The following is a 20,785-nucleotide window of genomic DNA, read 5'->3' as shown; positions in this document are numbered from 1 at the left end:
CGCGTTCGGCCTTTCGCTACCATGCCGCGATGCGTTTTCAGGAACCCGTCATGTCCGAGCTCCCCCACTTCCCCTTGAGCGCCGTGGTCGCCGCCGACGAGCTGAAGCTCGCGCTGTACCTGGCAGCCATCGACCCGGCCATCGGCGGTGTGCTGATCGAAGGCCCGCGCGGCATGGCCAAGTCCACCCTGGCCCGGGGCATCGCCGACCTGCTGCCGCAAGGCATCTTCGTCACCCTGCCCCTGGGCGCCAGCGAGGAACGCATCGTCGGCACCCTCGACCTCGACGCGGCCCTGGGCGAAGGCCGTGCGCAGTTCTCCCCCGGCGTGCTGGCCAAGGCCCACGGCGGCGTGCTCTATGTCGACGAGGTGAACCTGCTGCCCGACCACCTGGTGGACCTGCTGCTGGACGTCGCCGCCAGCGGCGTCAACCTGGTGGAGCGCGACGGCCTGTCCCACCGCCACGCCGCGCGCTTCGTGCTGATCGGCACCATGAACCCCGAGGAAGGCGAGCTGCGCCCGCAACTGCTGGACCGCTTCGGCCTCAAGGTCACCCTCGACGGCCAGCCGCAACCGGCCGAGCGCGCCGAAATCGTGCGCCGCCGCCTGGCCTTCGACGCCGACCCGCAGGGTTTCATCGCCCAGTGGGACGCCCCGCAGCAGGCACTCGCGCGCCGTTGCCAGGACGCCCGCGAACGCCTCGCCGCCATCCCCCTGGATGACAGCGCCCTGGACCGGATCGCCCAGCGCTGCTTCGCCGCCGGCGTCGACGGCCTGCGCGCCGACCTGGTGTGGCTGCGCGCCGCCCGCGCCCATGCCGCCTGGCGTGGCGCGCCACGTATCGAGGCAGAGGATATCGACGCCGTCGAGCACTTCGCCCTGGCCCATCGCCGTCGCCACGCAACGCCACCCTCGGCCCCGCCGGCACAATCGCCCGCCTCCGCGCCGGCGCCCAGCGATGCCGCCGGCGCCGAAGGCCAGTGGGGCGAGCTGCCCGCGCAACCCGTGCCCACCGACACCCGACGCGAGCTGCCGGGCTGGCCAAAAAAGCCCTGAGCATCCGCCCGCGCCGGGTCAGGGGCGCGGATGCCAGACCAGGCCCCGGGACACTCGCCAACGGCCGCAGCGGCCCGGCCCGTGGCGGGCGCGACGGTGCCATCCAGTGGCTGCCGACCCTGCTGCGCGGCCGCCCGCGCAAGGCCGACGACCTGGTCCACCGCCCCCGAGGCCAACGCCCCGATGCGCTCTGGCTGGTGCTGGTGGACGCCTCCGCCTCCACCCGCCGCCACGGCGCCCTGTCACGCGCCAAGGGCCTGCTGGCCGGGCTGTTCGAATCCGCCTACCGCCAGCGCGCCCGCCTCGCCCTGCTCCACGCCACCGGCCGCGAGCCGCGCTGGCTGTGGCAGGGCAGCAAGGCCTCGGCGCCACTGCACCAATGGCTCGACGGCCTCGGTGCCGGCGGCGGCACCCCGCTGATCGAGGCCCTGCACCTGGCCCGTGACTGGTTGCAGCGCCGCCAACGACAGAAGCCCTCGGAGCACCAGCGCGTGCTCATCCTCACCGATGGCCGCCTCAAGGACTGGCCCGCCCTGGAGCCGCTGGGCTGCGACACGCTGCTGGTGGATATCGAAGGCGGCCCCATCCGCCTCGGCCGCGCCCGCCAATTGGCCGAGGAACTGGGTGCGGAATACCGGGTGCTGTCGGACTGAGCCGGATGCGCTCGGAATAGGCACCGCTTGGTGGACATAAAGAGCGATGTCCACCCTACCCGCGGGGGAACCCCGTGAAGGGCACGCGACTTCGTAGGGTGGACCACGCTTCACCGGTCCACCGGGCAGAGCTGAAGGTGTCCCCAAATGCGAGCCAACCTCGCGGATGCCCAATGAACTGAAGTTGCACATACCGGCCTCGCAACGTTGGGCCTCGCTGCGCTCGGCGCCAACCTACGTCCACGTCGGAGCTGAACCACCGGTGCCCTGGATCGTCCATCAACCAGATGGTCGAACGTCGCCCGCCCCGGGTGCGTGTTAAGGTCCGCCCCTTTTCTTTGCGGAATGCCCGATGAACCAAGCCGTGCCCTGCGCCGACAGCTCAGCCACCCGCCTCGCCACGCGCCTGGCGTTCTTCGTCTCCGGCTTCGGCATGGCCTGCTGGGCGCCGCTGGTGCCTTACGCCAAGGCGCGCCTGGGTATCGAGGAGGCGGTGCTGGGGCTGTTGCTGCTGTGCCTGGGAGCCGGCTCGATGCTGTCCATGCCGGTGGCCGGTGTGCTGGCCGGGCGGATCGGCGCACGCCCGGTGATCCTGGTGGGCGGGCTGGGCCTGTGCTGCGCCATGCCACTGCTGGCCGGTGCCGACTCCAGCCTGATGCTGGCCCTGGCCCTGGCCTTGTTCGGCGCCTCCCTGGGGGCCATGGACGTGGCGATGAACATCCACGCCGTGGAGGTGGCGAACGACGCACCGGTTCCCTTGATGTCGGGCTTCCACGGCATGTTCAGCCTCGGCGGCTTCGTCGGCTCCCTCGGCATGACCGGGCTGCTGGCCGCCGGGCTGGCACCGCTGCCGGCGATTCTCGTCGCCCTGCTGGTGGTCATGCTCGGGCTCGCCCTCGCAGCACCGCGCCTGTTGCGCACCCGTTCAGGCAGCGAAGGGCCGCTGTTCGTGCTGCCACGCGGAATCGTTCTGCTGCTGGGGGCGCTGACCTTCGCCATGTTCCTGGCCGAAGGCGCGCTGCTGGATTGGGGCGCCATCCTGCTGGTGGAAACCCGCCAGTTCGACCCGGCCCAGGCCGGGATCGGCTACGCACTGTTCTCCCTGGCGATGCTCAGCGGCCGGCTGACGGGCGACCGGGTGATCGCCCGCCTGGGGGAGTACCGCGTGCTGGTGGGCGGCGGCCTGCTGGCCACGGCCGGCTTCACGCTGATGCTGCTGGCCCCGCACACCGCTCTGGCGCTGGCGGGTTTCCTGCTGGTCGGGCTGGGCGCGGCCAATATCGTGCCGGTGCTGTTCACCGCCGCCGGCCGCCAGAGCGCCATGCCGCCCAACCTCGCGGTGGCCGCCGTGACCACCGTCGGCTACGCCGGCGTACTCGCCGGGCCTGCGCTGGTGGGCTTCGTCGCCCAGGGCCTGGGCCTGGTCACGGCCTTCATGATCCTCGGCGCGCTGATGCTCTCGGCGCCGCTGACGGCGGGGCGTTTCGCGCGGTGAAAAGCCAGAGAAACTGAAACCAGATCAACCGCCCGTGTGGGTCAGCATCTCCGGCACTGCCCGTTCTTCGACTATTCGTTCCTGCACCCAGCGCAGCACCTCCGCTTCATCGCGGATGCGGTACCACTCGCCTTCCGGGTAGAGGCTGGCGGTGGGGCCGAGGTCGCAGGGGAACTGGCATTGGGTGCGGGTGATGTGCACGCCGCCTTCGCACTCCAGCTTGCCGGCGGCCTTGAGGGTTTCCCGCAGTTTCTTCCACAGCGGCAGCGCACCACGGCGGGTGCAGCGCGGGCCGTTGCACAGCAGCAGGCGGCGGGCGTGGGGCGGGATGCAGGACCAGGCGTGGCTGCTTGGCAGCTCCGGCACGCCGACGCAGGCCAGGTGCAGCTCGCGGCGCTCGACCAGGGCGACGGCGGCGCCGGCCGGGTCGCTGTCGTACTGGCCCAGCAGGCTGGCGACGAAGAGTTCCCCGGGGGCGTCGAGGCGGCCCAGTTCGCTGCGCAACCAGTCGAGGTGCTGGGCGCTGGACTGCGGGTCGAGGTCGATCACCAGCAGCGGGCGCGGGCTGGTTTGCACGGCATGCAGCAGTGCATCGAGGCCGGCGCCGGTGTCGACGATGTCGGCGAGTGCCGCCTCACCGCGCAGGGCACTCAGCTGGCGGCGGAACAGCTCGGCGAAGGAGCCGGTGTCGAGGTCGGGCCCGGCGAACAGCACGCGGGCGTAGGAAGTAGCGGTCATGGTGTTTCCAGTTGGGGGACGAGGGCCTGCCAGAGGCCGTCGAGGGAATCGAATTCGCGGGTGACCGGAGGCAGCTCGGGGCGCTTGAGGATCAGCACCGGCAGGCCGCGCTCGCGGGCCACCTGCAGCTTGGGCTCGGTGGATTGGCTGCCACTGTTCTTGCTGATCAGCACGTCGGTGCCGAGGCGATCGAACAGCGCGCGCTCCTCGTCCAGGCCGAACGGCCCGCGCGAGGCGATGACCTCGAAACGCTCGCCCGGTGCCTGTCCCTGCAGGCAGCGCACCGTCCAGTGCTGGTGGGCAGGAATTTCGCCGAGGTGCTCCAGGGGTTCGCGGCCAAGGGTGAAGAAGGGACGCTGGAAGGCGGCCAGGGCGTCGATCAGCCCGGCCCAATCGACAACCTCGCGCCAATCGTCACCCTCGCCGGCGCGCCAGCCGGGGCGACGCAATGCCCAGCAGGGCACGCCCGCCAAAGCGGCAGCGCGGGCGGCGTTATGGCTGATCTGTGCGGCATAGGGATGGGTGGCATCGAGCAGCAGGCCGATGCCGTTGTCCTCGATGTAGCGCGCCAGCCCTTCGGCACCGCCGTAGCCGCCGACGCGCACCTGGCAGCTCAGGTCGGCCGGCACCTTGCCGAGGCCGGCGAGGCTGTAGGTGTGTTCGGGGCCCAGGCGCCGGGCCAAGGCCAGGGCCTCGGTGACGCCGCCCAGCAGCAGGATGCGTTTCATGGGTGCTCCAGGGCCTGCCCCACCAGGTTGCCCTGGCGGTCGATGGCGAAGACTTCCAGGCTGACGCCGGCCGGTACGGTACGACGGGCGAAGGCCAGGGCGTGGGCGCAGACCGTATCGCCCAGGGGCACCCCGGCGGCGTGGGCCAGCGCCAGTGCCTGCTGGCTGGTGTTGGCCCCGCGCATGGCGTCCTGCAGCTCGGCATCGGCGCCCAGGCCGGCGGCCCATTCGGCGAGCAGCGGCAGGTCGATGCTGGAGTGGCGGCTGTGCAGGTCCATGTGGCCGGCGGCGAGCTTGCTGATCTTGCCGAAGCCACCGCACAGGCTGAGCTTTTCCACCGGTGCCTTGCGCAGGTGCTTGAGCACGGCGCCGGCGAAGTCGCCCATCTCGATCAGCGCGGTGTCGTCGAAACCATAGCGGTGGCGCATGGCGTCCTCGCTGGCGTTGCCGGTGCAGGCGGCCAGGTGGGTGAAGCCGTTGGCGCGGGCGACGTCGATGCCCTGGTGGATGGAGGCGATGTAGGCCGAGCAGGAGAAGGGCCGGACGATGCCGGTGGTGCCGAGGATCGACAGGCCACCGAGGATGCCCAGGCGCGGGTTCATGGTTTTCAGCGCCAGCTCGGCGCCGCCCTGCACGCAGACGGTGACCTCGAAGCCGCCGGCGTGACCGCGCTCCTGGGCCAGGCGCGTGAGGTGCTCGGTCATCATCCGCCGTGGCACCGGGTTGATCGCCGGCTCGCCCACCGCCTGGGTCAGGCCCGGCTTGGTGACGGTGCCGACGCCGGGCCCGGCGTGGAAGCGCACCCCCGGTTCGACGGCCAGGCGCACCTGGGCATAGATCAGCGCACCGTGAGTCACGTCCGGGTCGTCGCCGGCATCCTTCAGGGTGCCGGCCTCGGCGCCGCCCTCGATCAGGCGGCAGAACTCCAGGCGCATGAGCACCTGCTGGCCCTTGGGCAGGACGATCTCCACCGCGTCGCTCGCCGCGGCGCCCAGCAACAGGCGCGCCGCCGCCAGGCTGGTGGCGGTGGCACAACTGCCGGTGGTGTAGCCGCTGCGCAGGGGCGCCGGCTGTTCGGGGGTTTCGTCACGCATGGCGGGATCGTGCAGGGCAGGACTCGGCGGCGCTCGGCGCCAACCTAGGCATCCTTGAGCACCTCGAGCAGGGTGATGGGCAGTGCCGAGCGCCAGGTGTCGAAGCCGCCCAGGGGCTGGGCCTGGGCGATGGCGATGCGGGTCAGCTCGCCGCCATGGGCTTCGCGGAAGGCCACCAGCACCGCCTCGCTCTGCAGGGTCACGGCATTGGCCACCAGACGGCCGCCGGGCTTGAGCTGGCGCCAGCACCGCTCCAGCACGCCGGGTTCGGTGACGCCGCCGCCGATGAACACGGCATCGGGCGCGGGCAGGCCGTCGAGGGCGGTGGGGGCCTGGCCGGCCACCAGGTGCAGGCCGGGCACGCCGAGGGCGTCGCGGTTGTGGCGGATATGTGCCTGACGGCCCTCGTCAGCTTCGACGGCGATGGCGCGGCAGGTGGGATGGGCGCGCATCCATTCGATGCCGATGGAGCCGCTGCCGGCACCCACGTCCCAGAGCAGTTGCCCGGGTTGCGGCGCCAGGCGCGCGAGGGTGATGGCGCGAACGTCGCGCTTGGTCAGTTGGCCGTCGTGGCGATAGGCGTCGTCGGGCAGGCCGCAGGTGAGCGGCAGACGCCGGGCCTGCTCGCCGGCGCGGCAGTCGATGGCCACCAGGTTGAGGGCGGCGACCTCCATGGCCGGCCACTCGCCGGCAATGCCGTCGATGCGCCGCTCGGCCGGGCCGCCCAGGTGCTCCAGCACGGTCATGGCGCTGGGGCCGAAGCCGCGTTCGTTCAGCAGGCCAGCGATAGCAGCGGGGCTTGCGCCGTCGTTGCTCAGCACCAGCAGGCGGGCGCCGTCATGCAGGTGCAGGTTGAGTGCAGCGAGGGGCCGCGCCACCAGGGAGACCAGGCTGGTGTCCTGCAGCGCCCAGCCCAGGCGCGCGGCGGCCAGGGAGGTGGACGAGGGCGCGGGTAGCACACGCAGCTCGTCGGCGGGCAGCTGCCGCGCCAGGCTGGCGCCGACGCCGAACAGCATCGGGTCACCGCTGGCCAGCACGCAGACCGGCGCGCCACGGCGTTGCAGCAGCGGCTCCAGGGAGAAGGGGCTGGGCCAGGCACTGCGCCGGGCGCGGATGCAAGGGGGCAGCAATTCCAGCTGGCGCGGGGCGCCCACCACCTCCTCGGCGGCCAGCAGCGCATGGCGCGCGGCCTTGCCCAGGCCGGCGTAGCCGTCCTCGCCTATCCCCACCAGCGTCAGCCAGGGCTGCATGCGTTTTTCCTCGTATCCGACCGTGCCGCGTCCGTTGGGCATCCGACAACCAGCCGCATCCCACAGCCGCGCAAAGCGGGCATAATAGCGCCCTTCACCGGTTGCCGGAGCGCCCACTGCGCCCGGCCTAAGAGGGAACACGGTCCAAGCCGTGGCTGCCCCCGCAACTGTATGCAGCGAGTTCTCGCGATCCGTGCCACTGGGAAACCGGGAAGGCCGCGACGGACACTGACCTGCCAGCCAGGAGACCTGCCGGTGACACCAGTCGCGTGTGCACGCATCGAGCGGGGTGTCTCGGTGCCAGGGTTCCCCGTGCGGGGAACACGGTCGCCGCGGCAACTGACCCGGTGACCACGGTGAAACAGGCTCCCTCCAGCGCTCCATCCGTCCGCCCCTCGGCCTGCCCGGGGTTGCTGCGCATCGTCCCGGCGAAGGATGGCGGCATCTGCCGCATCAAGCTGCCCTGCGGTCGCCTGCAGGCCGGCACGGCCGAAGCCCTGTCGATCGCCGCCCATGGCCATTCCGGCGGCGTGCTGGAAGCCACCAACCGCGCCAACCTGCAGATCCGTGGCGTGACCCCGGGCCGCGAACAGGCGCTGATCGCCGAGCTGCTGGCCATCGGCCTGGGCGCCGCCACGCCGGGCGCGGACGATGTGCGCAACCTGATGGTCAGCCCCGCCGCCGGGCTCGACCCGCAGGCGCTGCAGGACATCCGCCCCCTGGCCGCGCGCCTGCTGGCCCTGCTGGAAGACAACCCGCGCTTCCACGTGCTTTCGCCCAAGTTCGCCCTGCTGCTGGACGGCGGCGAAGCCCTGGCGATGCTCGACCACCCCAACGACATCTGGCTGGCCGCCATGGAGCCCGGCAAGGACGGCCTGTTCGCCTTCGGCCTGGCCGGCTGCCCGCCCCGCGAAACCGGCGACGCCCCCGCCCTGGCGGCGGTACCCGGCGCCCGGGTGCCGGCCCTGGTGGAGGCGCTGCTGGACCTCTTCCTCGAATTGGCCACGCCGCAGCAGGCCCGCATGCGCGACCTGCTCGGCAGCCTCGGCGCCGAGCGCTTGCTGGCCGAACTGCGCCAGCGCCTGCCCTTCCCGCTGCACGACGCGGGCAACTGGCGCCGCGCTGCCAGCGACCTGCGCCCCGTCGGCGTGCTGCCGCAACTGCAGGCCGGCCTGTACCTGGTGGGCGCCATCCCGCCCCTGGGGCGCCTGCAGGCCAGCCAATTGCTGACCCTCGCCGAACTGGCCCAGCGCCACGGCGACGGCAGCCTGCACATGACCCCCTGGCAATCGGTGCTGCTGCCCAACGTGCCGGGGCAGGAAACCGCCCCGCTGCTGGCCGAGCTCGCGGCCCTGGGCCTGTGCACCGATATCGACGCGCCCCTGGTGCGCATCCAGGCCTGCACCGGTTCCGCCGGTTGCGCCAAGGGCCTGGCCGACACCAAGGCCGACGCCCTGACCCTGGCCGCCGTGCTGCCCGACGGCGCCCAGGTGCACCTGTGCGGCTGCCCGCGCTCCTGCGCCGCCGCCAACGTGGCGCCGCTGACCCTGCTGGCCACGGGCGACGGCCATTACGACCTCTATCGACGCGACGACGGCGCCGGTGGCTTCGGCCGCCCGCTGGCGCGCGACCTGGACATACACGCGGCGGCCGCCTGGCTGGCCGCCACGCCTGACAGCTGGAGCTCCACCGAATGATCGATTACATCCGCGATGGTCAGGAGATCTATCGCCACTCCTTCTCCATCATCCGCGCCGAGGCGGACCTCTCCGCCATCCCGCCGGACCTGGAGAAGCTCGCCGTGCGCGTGATCCACGCCTGCGGCATGGTCGACGTGGTGCAGGACCTGCGCTTCTCCCCCGGTGCCGGAGCCGCCGGCCGCGCCGCCATCGCCGCTGGCGCGCCGATTCTCTGCGATGCACGCATGGTGGCCGAGGGCGTGACCCGCGCGCGCCTGCCGGCGGACAACAAGGTCATCTGCACCCTCAGTGACGCCGGTGTGCCGGAGCTGGCCCGCGAACTGGGCAACACCCGTTCGGCCGTGGCACTGGAGCATTGGCGCGAACACCTGGAAGGCAGCGTGGTGGTGATCGGCAACGCGCCCACCGCGCTCTTCTACCTGCTGGAGATGCTCGATGCCGGCGCACCGAAACCGGCGCTGATCCTCGGCTTCCCGGTGGGCTTCGTCGGTGCGGCGGAATCCAAGGACATGCTCGCCGCCGACAGCCGTGGCGTGCCCTACGTGATCGTGCGTGGGCGCCGTGGCGGCAGCGCCATGGCGGCGGCGGCGATCAACGCCCTGGCCACGGAGGTGGAGTGATGGGTGCGCAGGAACATTCCGGCAAGGGCCGGCTGATCGGCCTGGGCGTTGGCCCCGGCGACCCCGAACTCATCACCCTCAAGGCCCTGCGCCTGCTGCAGTCGGCCCCAGTAGTCGGCTACTTCGTGGCCAAGGCGAAGGCCAACCTGGGCCAGGGCGGCAATGCCTTCGGCATCATCGAGCAGCACCTGGTGGAGTCGCAGCTGCGCATGCCCCTGGTCTACCCGGTGACCACCGAGAAGCTGGAGCCGCCGCTCTCCTACGAGGATGTGATCAGCGACTTCTACGACACCGCCGCCCAGCAGGTCGCCCAGCACCTGGACGCCGGCCGCGACGTGGCGGTGATCTGCGAGGGCGACCCGTTCTTCTACGGCTCCTACATGTACCTGCACGACCGCCTGGCCGAGCGCTACGAGGCCGAAGTGGTGCCGGGCGTGTGCTCCATGCTGGGCAGCGCCGCGGTGCTCGGCGTGCCGCTGGTGTACCGCAACCAGAGCCTTTCGGTGCTCTCCGGCGTGCTGCCGGAAGCGGAGCTGAAGGCGCGCCTGGCGGACGCCGAGGCGGCAGTGGTGATGAAGCTCGGCCGCAACTTCGACAAGGTGCGCCGGGTGCTCGGCGAGCTGGGCCTGGATGGCCGCGCCCATTACGTGGAGCGCGCCACCATGGGCAACCAGCGCATCCTGCCGCTGCACGAGGTGGACCCGATGGCCTCGCCCTACTTCTCCATGATCCTGGTCCCCGGCCAGAAGTGGAGAGGGTGATGGACGCACGCAAGGCCCCGGCCATCCTGCTGCTCGGCCAGGGCGGCCTGCCCGTCGCCCGGCGCATCCAGGCGCTTTATCCACAGGCCCGCGTGCTCGGCCTGGCCGGGCGCGTGGCAGGCGCCGACGAAACCTACGCCGAATTCGGCGAGACCCTGCGCGGGCTCTACCGCGACGACAGGCCGATCATCGCCCTGTGCGCCGCCGGCATCCTTATCCGCAGCCTCGCTTCGCAACTGGCCAGCAAGGGCGCCGAGCCGCCGGTGCTAGCCGTGGCCGAGGACGGCAGCGCGGTGGTGCCGCTGCTGGGCGGGCTCGGCGGGGTCAACCGCATGGCCCGCGAGATCGCCGCGCAACTGGAGGTGGCCCCGGCCATCACCACCAGCGGCGAACTGCGTTTCGGCACCTGCCTGCTGGAGCCGTCGCCGGGCTATGCCCTGGCCGATATCGAGCAGGGCAAGCGCTTCGTCTCCGACCTGCTGGGTGGCGAGCCCGTCCGCGTCGAGGGCGAGGCGCCCTGGCTGGAGAGCGCCAACCTGCCCCTGGCGGAGCAGGCGCAGCGGGTTATCCACATCACTGCCGAGCAACGTCCCGATGCCGCTGACGAGCTGCTGATCCACCCCCGCGTGGTGGCTGCGCGCCTCGACGAGGCAGCGGACGCCGGTGCCGTGCGCCAGGCCCTGGCAACCGCCGGGCTGGCCAGCGGCGCCCTCGCCTGCCTGCTGGCCGCCCCCGAACGCATGACCGACGCCACGCTGGCCGCCTGCGCCGACGAACTCGGCGTGCCATTGCGCTTCGTGGTCAACGAACAGGCACTGCCGCCCCTGCACCAGCACCTCTCCGGCGTCCGCCTGTACCGCGCGGAGCGGCCGCTGGATGTGGAGCGCATCGGCCAGCGCCGTGGCCGCCTGACGGTGGTAGGCCTGGGCCCGGGCGCCGCCGAGTTCATGGTCCCGGCCACGCGCCGCGCCCTGGACGAGGCCGAGGACCTGCTGGGCTACGAGACCTACATCCGCATGGCCGGCCCCTTCCGCCCGGAGCAGGTGCTGCACTGCACCGACAACCGCGAAGAGCTGCAACGCGCCCGCCACGCCTTCGAGCTGGCCGCCAGCGGGCGTCGGGTGGTGGTGGTGTCCTCGGGTGATCCGGGCGTGTTCGCCATGGCCGCCGCCGTGCTCGAAGCCCTGGACGACAACCGCGACCCGCACTGGCAACGGGTGGAGCTGCAGGTGTTCCCCGGCGTCTCCGCCGCCCTGGCCACTGCCGCCAAGGCTGGTGCGCCCCTGGGCCACGACTTCTGCCTGATCTCGCTCTCGGACAACCTCAAGCCCTGGGAGGTGATCGAGCAACGCCTCGACCACGCCGGCGCCGCCGACCTGGCCATGGCCTTCTACAACCCCATTTCCAAGGCCCGCCCCTGGCAGCTGGCCCGCGCGCTGGAAATCGTCGCCCGCCACCGCCGCCCGGAAACCGTGGTCGTCCTGGGCCGCGACATCGGCCGCCCGGCCGAGGCGCTGACGCTTACCAGCCTCGGCGAGCTGCGCCCGGAACAGGTGGACATGCGCACCCTGGTGATCATCGGTTCGTCACTGACCCGGCGCATTCCCCGCCCCGACGGCCAGGACTGGGTGTACACCCCGCGCTGGTATCGCTGAGGCGGCACCAGCACCTGGCAAGACGCGAAGCAAGGGCGGACGGTTCGACATGACCGGCCGCCCTTTTCCTGCACGCCAACGTTGCAAATCCCTTCGCGCATCAAGAAAATGCGATTAATTTTCATTTGCTACCGATTCTTCGGTGACCCCATGTCGTCTCCCCATCTCAGTGTGCAACGCCTCTACAGCGACCATCACGGCTGGCTGAAGAACTGGCTGCGCGGCCGCCTTGGCAACGCCGCCGATGCCGCCGACCTGGCCCAGGACACCTTCCTGCGCCTGCTCGCCCGCCGTGAGCAGCTGGAGATCGCCACGCCACGCGCCTTCCTGCGCACCGTCGCACGGGGACTGGTGATCGACCACTGGCGCCGCGAGGAACTGGAGCGGGCCTACCTGGAATCCCTCGCCCACCTGCCGGAGGCGCAGACGCCGAGCCTGGAGGAGCGCGAGCAGATCCTCGAGTTGCTGGAGCGCATCGCGCGCATGCTCGATGGCCTGAAGCCGAAGGTGCGCACCGCTTTCCTGCTGGCCCAGTGCGAGGGGCTGACCCATGTGCAGGTGGCCGAGCGCATGGGCATCTCCCTGCGCTCGGTGGAGCGCCATGTCGCCGACGCCCTGTTCCATTGCTACCAGCTGCGCTTCGCCGAATGAGCGCCTCGCCCCAGACCGATGCGCAAGTGGTGCGCCAGGCGATCCACTGGCTGGTGCGACTGCGCTCCGCCAGCGGCGATGCCGAGTTGCAGCGCGCCTGCGAGCACTGGCGCGCCGCTCACCAGGACCACGAACAGGCCTGGCAGCGCGTGCAGGTGCTGGACGACGAACTGTCCAGCTCGCTGAAAGCCGTGCCCGGCGCCGGCACGGTGATGGAGACCCTGGAAACCTCGGCCCAGCGCCTGCGCCGCCGCCAGGCCCTGAAGCTGCTGTCGGCAGCCATGGTCAGCGGCTCTGCGCTGTGGCTGGCCCGCGACCTGACGCCCTGGCCGCGCCTGACCGCCGATTACGGCACCGCCGTTGGTGAACGCCGCCACGTGGCGCTGGCCGATGGCACGCAACTGCACCTGAACACCGACAGCGCAGTGGATGTGCGCTTCGATGAGCACCAGCGCCTGCTGCTGCTGGACCGTGGCGAGATCCTGGTCGACAGCGGCCCTGATGCCACGACGGGCATCCCCCGCCCCCTGCACGTGCGCACCCGCCATGGCCTGCTGGAGAGCCTGGGTGGCCGCTTCGTGGTGCGCCAGGAGCAGGCCGCCACCCGCCTGAGCGTCGCCGAAGGGGCCGTGAGCATCGCCCCATTGGCCGGCACCGGCGCCCTGGTCGCTCGCACCGGGCAACGCTTCGATATCAACGAGTACGCCGCGCGCCCGCTGGAGGCCGCGGACATGGACGCTGCCGCCTGGGCCGATGGGCTGATCGTCACTCGCGGCATGCGTTTGGCCGACTTCCTCGCCGAGGTCTCGCGCTACCGCAACGGCCGCCTGGCCTGCAGCGAGGCCATCGCCGACCTGCGCCTCTCTGGCGTGTACCGCCTGGATGACACCGACAAGCTGCTGGAGCTGCTGAGCCGCACGCTGCCGGTGGAGGTGCACTACCGCACCCGCTGGTGGGTGACGGTACAGGCCAGGGCCTGAAATCTTTTTTGGCGGGTTTTTCCGCAACGCCCGGCAAAGGGAATGAATCCCATTAACCTTTGCCTTTCACGGAAGCCTTCATGACCGCACCTCGCGCCTCCCGCCTCGCCCTTGCCGTACGCGGCGCCCTGCTTTCCGCCGCACTGGCCGCCCCGCTACTGGGCGCACCGGCCTTCGCCGAGGAAGCCGCGGCCAGCGCCAGCCGCAGCTACGCCATCCCCGCCGGGCCGCTGGACGAGGTGCTCAACCGCTTCGCCCGTGAGGCCGGGATCAACCTCTCCGCCACCCCGGAGCAGACCCGTGGCCTGCAGTCCCCCGGGCTGAGCGGCACCTGGTCGGTGGACGGCGCGCTGGGCCAGCTGCTGGGCGACACGCCGCTGCAGGCCGAGAGCCTGGGCGATGGCAGCTATGTGCTGCGCGAGGTGAAGACCCAGGGCGCGCTGGAGGTGCCCTCCACCCAGGTGTTCGCCCTGGGCAACGCGCTGGGCAGCGAAGCGGGCTACCTGGCCACCCACAGCCAGATCGCCACCAAGACCAGCAAGGCGCTGCTGGAAACCTCGCAGACCGTCTCGGTGGTGACCCACGAGCAGATCGAGGACCAGGGCTCGAAGACGGTGCAGCAGGCGATCCGCTACACCCCCGGCATCTTCACCGGCCAGGTGGGCGCCTCGAACCGCTACGACTACATCGTCATGCGCGGCTTCGCCGACAACAGCGTGGATAACGTCTACCTCGACGGCCTGAAGACCATGGGCGACAGCGGCACCTACAGCTCGCTGCAGGTGGACCCGTACTTCCTCGAGCGCATCGACGTGCTCAAGGGCCCCTCCTCGGTGCTCTATGGCCGCAGCCTGCCGGGCGGCCTGGTGGCGCTGACCAGCAAGAAGCCGCTCTACGAGGACTACCACCAGGTGCAGGCCACCGTGGGCAACATGGGCCAGAAGGGCGCGGGCTTCGACTTCAGCGGTCCGCTGGACGAGGACAAGCGCATCGCCTATCGCGTGGTGGGCCTGGGCGAGGGGTCGGACACCCAGTTCGACCACATCAAGGAAGAGCGCTACGCCATCGCGCCGACCCTCTCCATCGACTTCAGCGAAGACACCAGCCTGACCCTGCAGAGCTACCTGCAGCACGACCCGAACGGCGGCTACCACGGCGGCGTACCGGCCGAGGGCACCCTGTACCAACGCAGCGGCCAGCGCATCGGCCGTGACTTCTTCGACGGCGAGCCGAGCCTGGAAGCCTTCGACCGCACCCAGCGCATGTTCGGCTATCAGCTGGAGCATCGCTTCGACGACGTCTGGACCGCGCGCCAGAGCTTCCGCTACCTCAGCTCCGACGTGAGCATGCAGCAGGCGTACGCCTATGGCTGGGCCTCGCCCACCGAGCTGAACCGCTACTACACCGATGCCACCGAGGACCTGAAGGCCTACATCGTCGACAACATGGTCCAGGCCGAATTCGACACCGGCGCCCTGCGTCACACCCTGCTGATGGGCCTGGACTACCAGAACCGCAAGACCAACGTGGAATGGGGCTCCGCCGCCCTCGCCCCGATCGACGCCTTCAACCCGGTGTATGGCAACGATGCGCTGGTGGGCTACGGCCAGGTGGAGCACGACCGCCGCCTGGAGCAGACCGGCCTCTACCTGCAGGACCTGATCGACCTGAACCAGTGGCGCTTCTCCATCGGCCTGCGCGAGGACTGGGTGGAGGTCTCGGACAAGAACCTGACCGCCGGCAGCAAGTCGGACGAGCGCCGCAGCAAGTTCACCGGCCGCCTCGGCGCGCTGTACCTGTTCGACAACGGCGTGGCGCCGTACATCAGCTATTCCGAATCCTTTAACCCCAACGCCTATTCGGACCAGGCCGGCAAGCCGCTGGAACCCACCGAGGGCACGCAGTGGGAGGCCGGGGTGAAGTTCCAGCCGGTGGGCAGCGACAGCCTGTACACCGCCTCGCTTTTCCACATCGTCCAGCAGAACGTCGCCTCCAAGCTGCCGCAGCAGGATTGGTACACCCCGGTGGGCGAGGTGCGCTCCCAGGGCCTGGAACTGGAAGCCAACACCCAGGTGACCAGGAACCTCAAGGTGCTGGCCAGCTACACCTTCACCGACATCACCTACTCCAAGTCGCTGGACGGCACCCAGGGCAACACGCCGAACCAGGCGCCGCGCCACATGGCCTCCATCTGGGGCGAGTACAGCTTCGACGCCGGCGCCCTGGACGGCCTGCGCACCGGCCTCGGTGCGCGCTACGTCGGCCAGAGCTGGGCGGACAGGGCTAACACCCTGCACGTGCCCTCCTACACCCTGATCGATGCGCTGGTGGGCTATGACCTGGGCAAGGTGGGGCTCAAGGGCATGGACCTCAGCCTGAACGCCAACAACCTGCTGGACGAGGATTACATCGCCTCCTGCTACAGCCTGGACTTCTGCTACTTCGGCGAGCAGCGCAACGTCACCGCCACCCTCAGCTACCAGTTCTGACCGGTGCTTGAACGAGCCCGCCCCGGCACCGGGGTGGGCTCGTGCGTTTGCGTGATCGACTTATCCACAGGAGAGCATCCATGCGCCCTCTTCTCGTCCTGCTGCACCGCTACCTCGGCCTGGCCACCGCGCTGTTCCTCGCCCTCGCCGGGCTCACCGGCAGCCTGCTGGCCTTCCAGCACGAGATCGACGAATGGCTGAACCCGGCCTTCTACCACGCCCCCGCGCAGGGGCCGCTGCTGTCGCCGGGGGAGCTGGTGCAGCGTATCGAGGGCGCCGAACCGCGCCTGCAGGTCTGGTACATGGAGGTCCCGGACGAGGCCGGCCATGCCGCGCTGATGGCCGCGGTGCCGCGCACCGACCCGGCTACGGGCGCGCCCTACGACCTGCACCACCGGGTGATCTACCTGGACCCGGTGAGCGGCGCCGAGCTGGGCATGCGCCAGTGGGGCGCCTGCTGCCTGCAGGCGCAGAACGTCATCCCCTTCCTGCTGGAGTTCCACTACAACCTGGCGCTGCCGGGCAACTGGGGGCTGATCCTGATGGGGTTGGTGGCGATCCTCTGGGTCATCGACTGCTTCGCTGGCGCCTGGCTGACGCTGCCCCGTGGCCGGCCCTTCCTGAAGAAATGGTGGACGGCCTGGACGCTCAAGCGCGGCGCCGGCCGCTACCGGCGCAACCTCGACCTGCACCGGGCCGGTGGGCTCTGGCTGTGGCTGCTGCTCCTGCCGGTGGCGGTGAGCAGCGTGGCGATGAACCTGCCGGAGCAGGTGTTCAAGCCGGTGGTGTCGCTGTTCTCGGACGCGCCGCCGAGCACCTACCAGCGGCGCAGCCAGATGCCCCGCGAACAGCTGGGCGAGACACAGATGGATTACCAGCGCATCTACCGGCTGGCGCAGGCGGAAGGTGAGCGGCTGGGCATCGAGGGCGAAATCGGCGAGCTGTACTACAGCTTCGAGTACAACTTCTTCGGCGCCGGTTTCGGGGGCCACGAGGCCAACCCGCTGGACAAGTCCTGGCTGTTCTTCCATGGCACCGACGGTCGACTGATCGGGGAGGAAATCGCCGGGCGCGGCACGCCGGGTGAACGCTTCTACCGGCTGCAGGCACCGATCCACGGCGGGCGCATCGCGGGGTTGCCGGGGCGCATCGTGATCGCGCTGCTGGGGCTGGCCATCGCCGGGCTGAGCGTTACCGGCGTGGTCATCTGGTGGCGCAAGCGGGAGGCCCGGCGCGCCAGTGCGGCTCGCGCCCGCGAGGGGCGGCGAGCCGCTTTCGGTCAGAACTTGTAGCTCAGGCCGAGGGCCGTGCTTTCGTTGTTCTTGTCACGACCGGGCAGGTTGGAGTCCTTGTCCTTGTGCTCGTAGCTGACGGTCATCACCAGGTCCTTGGTGAGCTTGTGACCGAGGGTGACGACGTGCTTGGTCTCGTCCTCTTCCTTGCCGGAGGGGTCGTGCTTGAAGTCGGTGTGACGGCGGCTGTAGGCGACGCTGGCGAAGCTGTCCCAGGGCAGCTTGCGGGCGTAGCTGATCTTCCAGCCTTCCTGCTCCTTGTCCTTGTTGCGCTTGTCGTTGTCTTCCACCTTGGGCGAGTAGCTGAGGTCGAAGCTGTCCTTGCCGGTGGGCTTGAAGCGGGTGCCGACCTTGAAGGTGTCGACGTCGATGTCCAGCGGGCTGTCGTTCTCCAGGCCACGGTTCTCGTAGTTGTAACGGGTGTACAGCTCCAGCACGCGGTTCAGCTTGTGGCTGGCGCCCAGTGACCAGATGGTGCTGGAGAGGTCGTACTGGTGGTCCTTGTACAGCTGCAGGTAGGTGACGGCGGCGTTGATCTTCAGGCGCCAGGCCGGGATGACGAAGGTGGGGCCGGTGGAGACCGCCCAGGTCTGCCGGTTGAGCTCGTCGCGGTCGTCCTGGCGGGCCTGGGCGATGTTGGCGCCGAGGTTCCAGCGGCTGCCACGGTCGTCGAAGCCGTAGCCGTAGCGCAGGCTGCCGGCGGCCTGCCAGCGGTTGTCGTGGACGGTGGACTTGGGCTTGGCGACCGGGGTGGGCGCGGTGTCGTCGTCCTCCTCGCCGTCGTCGGCCAGGTCGTCCTCGTCCAGGTCGATGTCGTCGAGCAGGTCGTCGAGGCTGTCGTCGTCCTCGAAGGCCATGTCGTCCATGTCTTCGTCTTCGTCGTCATCGAACGAGGGGGCCTGGGTCATGCCGGCGCTGGCGTTGGCGGTGTCGGTGTCATGCACCCGGGCCACGGCGACGCGGCCGCCGAAGGTGTGGGTCTTGAGTTTCCTGGCGATGCGCTTGGCCAGCTTGGCGCCTTCCTTGGCCTCCGCGGAGTCGGGGGCGTCCTGCTTGAGCCGCGCCAGCTCGGCCTTGGCGGCCGGGTAGTCGAGGGCGTCGGCATGGACCTTGGCCAGGGCCAGGCGCGCGCGGGGGTGGCTGGCACTCAGACTCGGGTCGGCGAGGATGGCGCGGTACTGCTCGGCAGCACTGCCGAGCAGGCCCCAGCGGGCACTGCTTTCCGCGTCACGGGCGAGGGTCTGGTAGGGGCTGGCGATGCTGCACAGGGGCAGGCCGGCCAGAAGCAGAACGGCGGTCAGTCCGTTGAGTTTCATGGTGGGTTCCGGGAAGGCGGTCGATGGAATGGTGGGCAAGCCTATAGAGGCGGTTTGCCAGCGTCCAGAGCCCGGCCCGAATGTGATGTTGCATTCACAAAGTCCCGTACCACGCGGGCTGCAGGCTGATCCGACAGCCGAAAGCCGGCTGTGGATAACCGAGGCGTCGGGTGCCGTTTTCCTCCTCCCGAAACGAAAAAGGCGCAGCCGGGGGGCTGCGCCTTTGTCTGTGCCGAACGGCTCGAATCAGAACGGAATGTCGTCGTCGAAACTGTCGTAGTCCGGCGCCGGTTGGGCGGCGGGCTGCGGAGCCGGGCGCTGCTGTTGCTCACGCGGGGCGGACTGTTGCGGCTCACGCTGCGGGCGCGGGGCGCGCGGGGCGGAATCGCCATCGTTGCCGGGACGGCCGCCAAGCAGCTGCATCTGGCCGTTGATGTCGACCACGATCTCGGTGGTGTAGCGCTTGACGCCGTCCTTTTCCCACTCGCGGGTGCGCAGGGTGCCTTCGACGTAGACCTGCGAGCCCTTGCGCAGGTACTCGCCGGCGATTTCGGCGAGACGGCCGAAGAACACCACGCGGTGCCACTCGGTACGTTCCTGCTGCTGGCCGGTCTGCTTGTCCTTCCAGCTTTCGCTGGTGGCCAGGGTGACGTTGGTCACGGCATTGCCGTTGGGCATGTAGCGAACTTCGGGATCACCACCGACGTTGCCAACCAGAATGACTTTGTTAACCCCACGGGCCATAACGTTCTCCTAGGCTTCAGCACGTTCGGGCGCCGCGTTGATCAGGCGCTCCAGGGACGTGCGGTCCAATTGTTCGGTATCCAACTTGATATAGATGGCGCCTTCTTCGGCCACCACTACGGCATCGGCCACTCCGGGCGTTGCCAGCAATCGCGCCACCAGCCCGGCATCGCCGAGGGCCGCTGCTGAGAGGGGCAGGCGCAGGCTGGTGACATACGGAGGCTCGCGCATAGTAACAGCAATGGCGAGCCAAATCGCACAGACAACGGCGCAGCCGATGAATACCACCGACAGCCCGCCATGCTGGAACAACCAGCCCCCCAGGATGCCGCCAAGGGCGGCGCCGAGGAACTGGCTGGTGGAGTAGACGCCCATCGCGGTGCCCTTGCCGCCGGCCGGGGCGACCTTGCTGATCAGCGACGGCAACGAGGCTTCCAGCAGGTTGAAGGCGGTGAAGAAGACGATGGTGCCGATCACCAGCGCCTGCAGGGTGTCGCCGAAGGCCCAGAAGTACAGCTCGCAGGCCAGCAGCACGCTGACCGCCCCAAGCAGCACGCGCTTCATCCGGCGCTTTTTCTCGGCGTAGATGATGAAGGGCACCATGCCGAAGAAGCCCACCAGCAACGCAGTGAGGTAGACCCACCAGTGCTGCTCCTTGGGCAGGCCGGCCTTCTCCACCAGCGCCAGCGGCAGCGCGACGAAGCTGGCCATGAGCACGGCGTGCAGGGCGAGGATGCCGAAGTCCAGGCGCAGCAGGTCGGGGTGCTTGAGGGTGGGCAGCAGCGCCTGGCGGGCGACCCCGGACTCGCGGTGCTGCAGCGGGTGGTCGGCGCGCGGCACCACCAGGGCGATGATGGCGATGCCCACCAGCGCCATCACGGCAGTCACCCAGAACAGGCCGGAGAGGCCGAAGGCACGCGTGACCAGCGGGCCGACCACCATGGCGACGGCGAAGGAGACGCCGATGCTCATGCCGATCATGGCCATGGCCTTGGTGCGGTGCTGCTCGCGGGTGAGGTCGGAGAGCAGCGCCATGACGGCGGCGGAGATCGCCCCGGCCCCCTGCAGCACGCGGCCGGCGATCACGCCCCAGATGGAGTCGGCGTTGGCGGCGAGCACCGCGCCGGCAGCGAAGATCAGCAGGCCGATGTAGATGACGGGCAGGCGACCGATGCGATCGGAAACGATGCCGAAGGGGATCTGCAGCACCGCCTGGGTCAGGCCGTAGGCGCCGATGGCCAGGCCGATCAGCGCGGGGGTCGCGCCGGCCAGGTCCTGCCCGTAGGTGGCCAGGACCGGCAGCACCATGAACATGCCGAGCATGCGGAAGGCGAACACCAGGGCGAGGCCGCTGGCCGCTCGGGTCTCGCGGCCGCTCATGCGTTCGGAATGGGAGTCGTGCATAGATTCCTCATGGGAAACGGATACGGGGAAATGCGTCGTGCCCCTCGGCGGCGCACGCACCCGACCCTGGGTGCACGGCCTGTGCCGGCGCCAAAAAATGTCGCGCATTCTAACAGTCCCGATGGTCTACAGCACAGTCGCGCGCCTTTGCCGCAGGCTA

General features: G+C 70.1%; 18 protein-coding genes and 1 riboswitch. Of the genes, 11 read left to right on the top strand and 7 right to left on the bottom strand.

Translation table 11 applies throughout. The features are described from left to right. Positions 1–50: 50 nt before the first annotated feature. The 3 genes from ACXI0U_RS27465 (at position 51) to ACXI0U_RS27455 (ending at position 3,203) form a co-directional block, all read left to right on the top strand. Positions 51–1,055: a magnesium chelatase ATPase subunit I gene (locus ACXI0U_RS27465; protein WP_184489519.1), complete on the top strand. Its 1,005-nt coding sequence runs from the start codon at positions 51–53 to the stop codon at positions 1,053–1,055. Then, a complete protein-coding gene (locus ACXI0U_RS27460) occupies positions 1,037–1,708 on the top strand; it encodes a vWA domain-containing protein (RefSeq protein WP_479551118.1) in 672 nt (223 codons plus the stop codon). The genes ACXI0U_RS27465 and ACXI0U_RS27460 overlap by 19 nt, the downstream gene beginning before the upstream one ends. Before the next feature lie 352 nt (positions 1,709–2,060). After that, positions 2,061–3,203, top strand: coding sequence for an MFS transporter (locus ACXI0U_RS27455; protein WP_479551071.1), 1,143 nt, complete (start codon positions 2,061–2,063; stop codon positions 3,201–3,203). A gap of 24 nt (positions 3,204–3,227) precedes the next feature. Here the strand turns inward: ACXI0U_RS27455 and ACXI0U_RS27450 are convergent, their stop codons facing one another. Genes ACXI0U_RS27450 through cbiE form a run of 4 tightly spaced genes read right to left on the bottom strand, consistent with a single transcriptional unit; the run spans position 3,228 to position 7,013 of the window. Beyond that, positions 3,228–3,941, bottom strand: a complete 714-nt coding sequence (locus tag ACXI0U_RS27450) for a (2Fe-2S) ferredoxin domain-containing protein (RefSeq protein ID WP_479551070.1) — start codon at positions 3,939–3,941, stop codon at positions 3,228–3,230. Beyond that, entirely contained in the window at positions 3,938–4,669 is a 732-nt protein-coding gene (locus tag ACXI0U_RS27445; protein WP_431483296.1) for a cobalt-precorrin-6A reductase, read from the bottom strand. Before ACXI0U_RS27445 ends, ACXI0U_RS27450 begins: the two co-directional genes overlap by 4 nt. Continuing rightward, the gene (locus ACXI0U_RS27440) at positions 4,666–5,763 is read right to left on the bottom strand and encodes a cobalt-precorrin-5B (C(1))-methyltransferase (RefSeq protein WP_374979725.1); all 1,098 of its coding nucleotides are present in this window, start codon (positions 5,761–5,763) and stop codon (positions 4,666–4,668) included. Before ACXI0U_RS27440 ends, ACXI0U_RS27445 begins: the two co-directional genes overlap by 4 nt. 44 nt (positions 5,764–5,807) lie before the next feature. Continuing rightward, the gene (gene cbiE / locus ACXI0U_RS27435; RefSeq protein WP_431483295.1) at positions 5,808–7,013 is read right to left on the bottom strand and encodes a precorrin-6y C5,15-methyltransferase (decarboxylating) subunit CbiE; all 1,206 of its coding nucleotides are present in this window, start codon (positions 7,011–7,013) and stop codon (positions 5,808–5,810) included. A gap of 81 nt (positions 7,014–7,094) precedes the next feature. Beyond that, positions 7,095–7,284: riboswitch (cobalamin riboswitch) on the top strand. Between the two features lie 85 nt (positions 7,285–7,369). Here cbiE and cobG point away from each other — a divergent pair. The 8 genes from cobG (at position 7,370) to ACXI0U_RS27395 (ending at position 17,161) form a co-directional block, all read left to right on the top strand. Beyond that, entirely contained in the window at positions 7,370–8,710 is a 1,341-nt protein-coding gene (gene cobG, locus ACXI0U_RS27430) for a precorrin-3B synthase (protein WP_431483294.1), read from the top strand. Beyond that, complete coding sequence (locus tag ACXI0U_RS27425; protein ID WP_431483293.1) at positions 8,707–9,333, top strand: precorrin-8X methylmutase; 627 nt, start codon at positions 8,707–8,709, stop codon at positions 9,331–9,333. Before cobG ends, ACXI0U_RS27425 begins: the two co-directional genes overlap by 4 nt. Then, positions 9,333–10,094 carry a precorrin-2 C(20)-methyltransferase gene (locus ACXI0U_RS27420; RefSeq protein ID WP_021219621.1) on the top strand — a complete coding sequence of 254 codons (762 nt, stop codon included), beginning with the start codon at positions 9,333–9,335 and terminating at the stop codon, positions 10,092–10,094. Before ACXI0U_RS27425 ends, ACXI0U_RS27420 begins: the two co-directional genes overlap by 1 nt. Next, positions 10,094–11,749, top strand: coding sequence for a precorrin-3B C(17)-methyltransferase (gene cobJ / locus ACXI0U_RS27415; protein ID WP_435634993.1), 1,656 nt, complete (start codon positions 10,094–10,096; stop codon positions 11,747–11,749). The genes ACXI0U_RS27420 and cobJ overlap by 1 nt, the downstream gene beginning before the upstream one ends. Before the next feature lie 150 nt (positions 11,750–11,899). After that, the gene (locus ACXI0U_RS27410; protein WP_031287750.1) at positions 11,900–12,400 is read left to right on the top strand and encodes a sigma-70 family RNA polymerase sigma factor; all 501 of its coding nucleotides are present in this window, start codon (positions 11,900–11,902) and stop codon (positions 12,398–12,400) included. Then, a complete protein-coding gene (locus tag ACXI0U_RS27405; RefSeq protein ID WP_479551069.1) occupies positions 12,397–13,380 on the top strand; it encodes a FecR domain-containing protein in 984 nt (327 codons plus the stop codon). The genes ACXI0U_RS27410 and ACXI0U_RS27405 overlap by 4 nt, the downstream gene beginning before the upstream one ends. 80 nt (positions 13,381–13,460) lie before the next feature. Further along, complete coding sequence (locus tag ACXI0U_RS27400) at positions 13,461–15,869, top strand: TonB-dependent siderophore receptor (RefSeq protein ID WP_479551068.1); 2,409 nt, start codon at positions 13,461–13,463, stop codon at positions 15,867–15,869. An 80-nt stretch (positions 15,870–15,949) separates the two neighbouring features. Continuing rightward, positions 15,950–17,161: a PepSY-associated TM helix domain-containing protein gene (locus tag ACXI0U_RS27395; RefSeq protein ID WP_479551067.1), complete on the top strand. Its 1,212-nt coding sequence runs from the start codon at positions 15,950–15,952 to the stop codon at positions 17,159–17,161. Here ACXI0U_RS27395 and ACXI0U_RS27390 read toward each other — a convergent pair. From ACXI0U_RS27390 to ACXI0U_RS27380, 3 genes are all read right to left on the bottom strand, one after another. Then, positions 17,149–18,477 carry a hypothetical protein gene (locus ACXI0U_RS27390; RefSeq protein WP_479551066.1) on the bottom strand — a complete coding sequence of 443 codons (1,329 nt, stop codon included), beginning with the start codon at positions 18,475–18,477 and terminating at the stop codon, positions 17,149–17,151. The two genes, ACXI0U_RS27395 and ACXI0U_RS27390, sit on opposite strands and share 13 nt — an antisense overlap. A gap of 246 nt (positions 18,478–18,723) precedes the next feature. Continuing rightward, positions 18,724–19,221, bottom strand: a complete 498-nt coding sequence (locus tag ACXI0U_RS27385) for a single-stranded DNA-binding protein (RefSeq protein WP_021219615.1) — start codon at positions 19,219–19,221, stop codon at positions 18,724–18,726. A gap of 9 nt (positions 19,222–19,230) precedes the next feature. Beyond that, positions 19,231–20,625 carry an MFS transporter gene (locus tag ACXI0U_RS27380; protein ID WP_265170392.1) on the bottom strand — a complete coding sequence of 465 codons (1,395 nt, stop codon included), beginning with the start codon at positions 20,623–20,625 and terminating at the stop codon, positions 19,231–19,233. Between the last annotated feature and the right edge of the window lie 160 nt (positions 20,626–20,785).

The sequence above is a fragment of the Pseudomonas sp. C9D1 genome, from assembly GCF_056491235.1.
The sequence above is the reverse complement of the archived record's forward strand: the minus strand, read 5'-3'. Positions and strand labels throughout refer to the sequence as shown.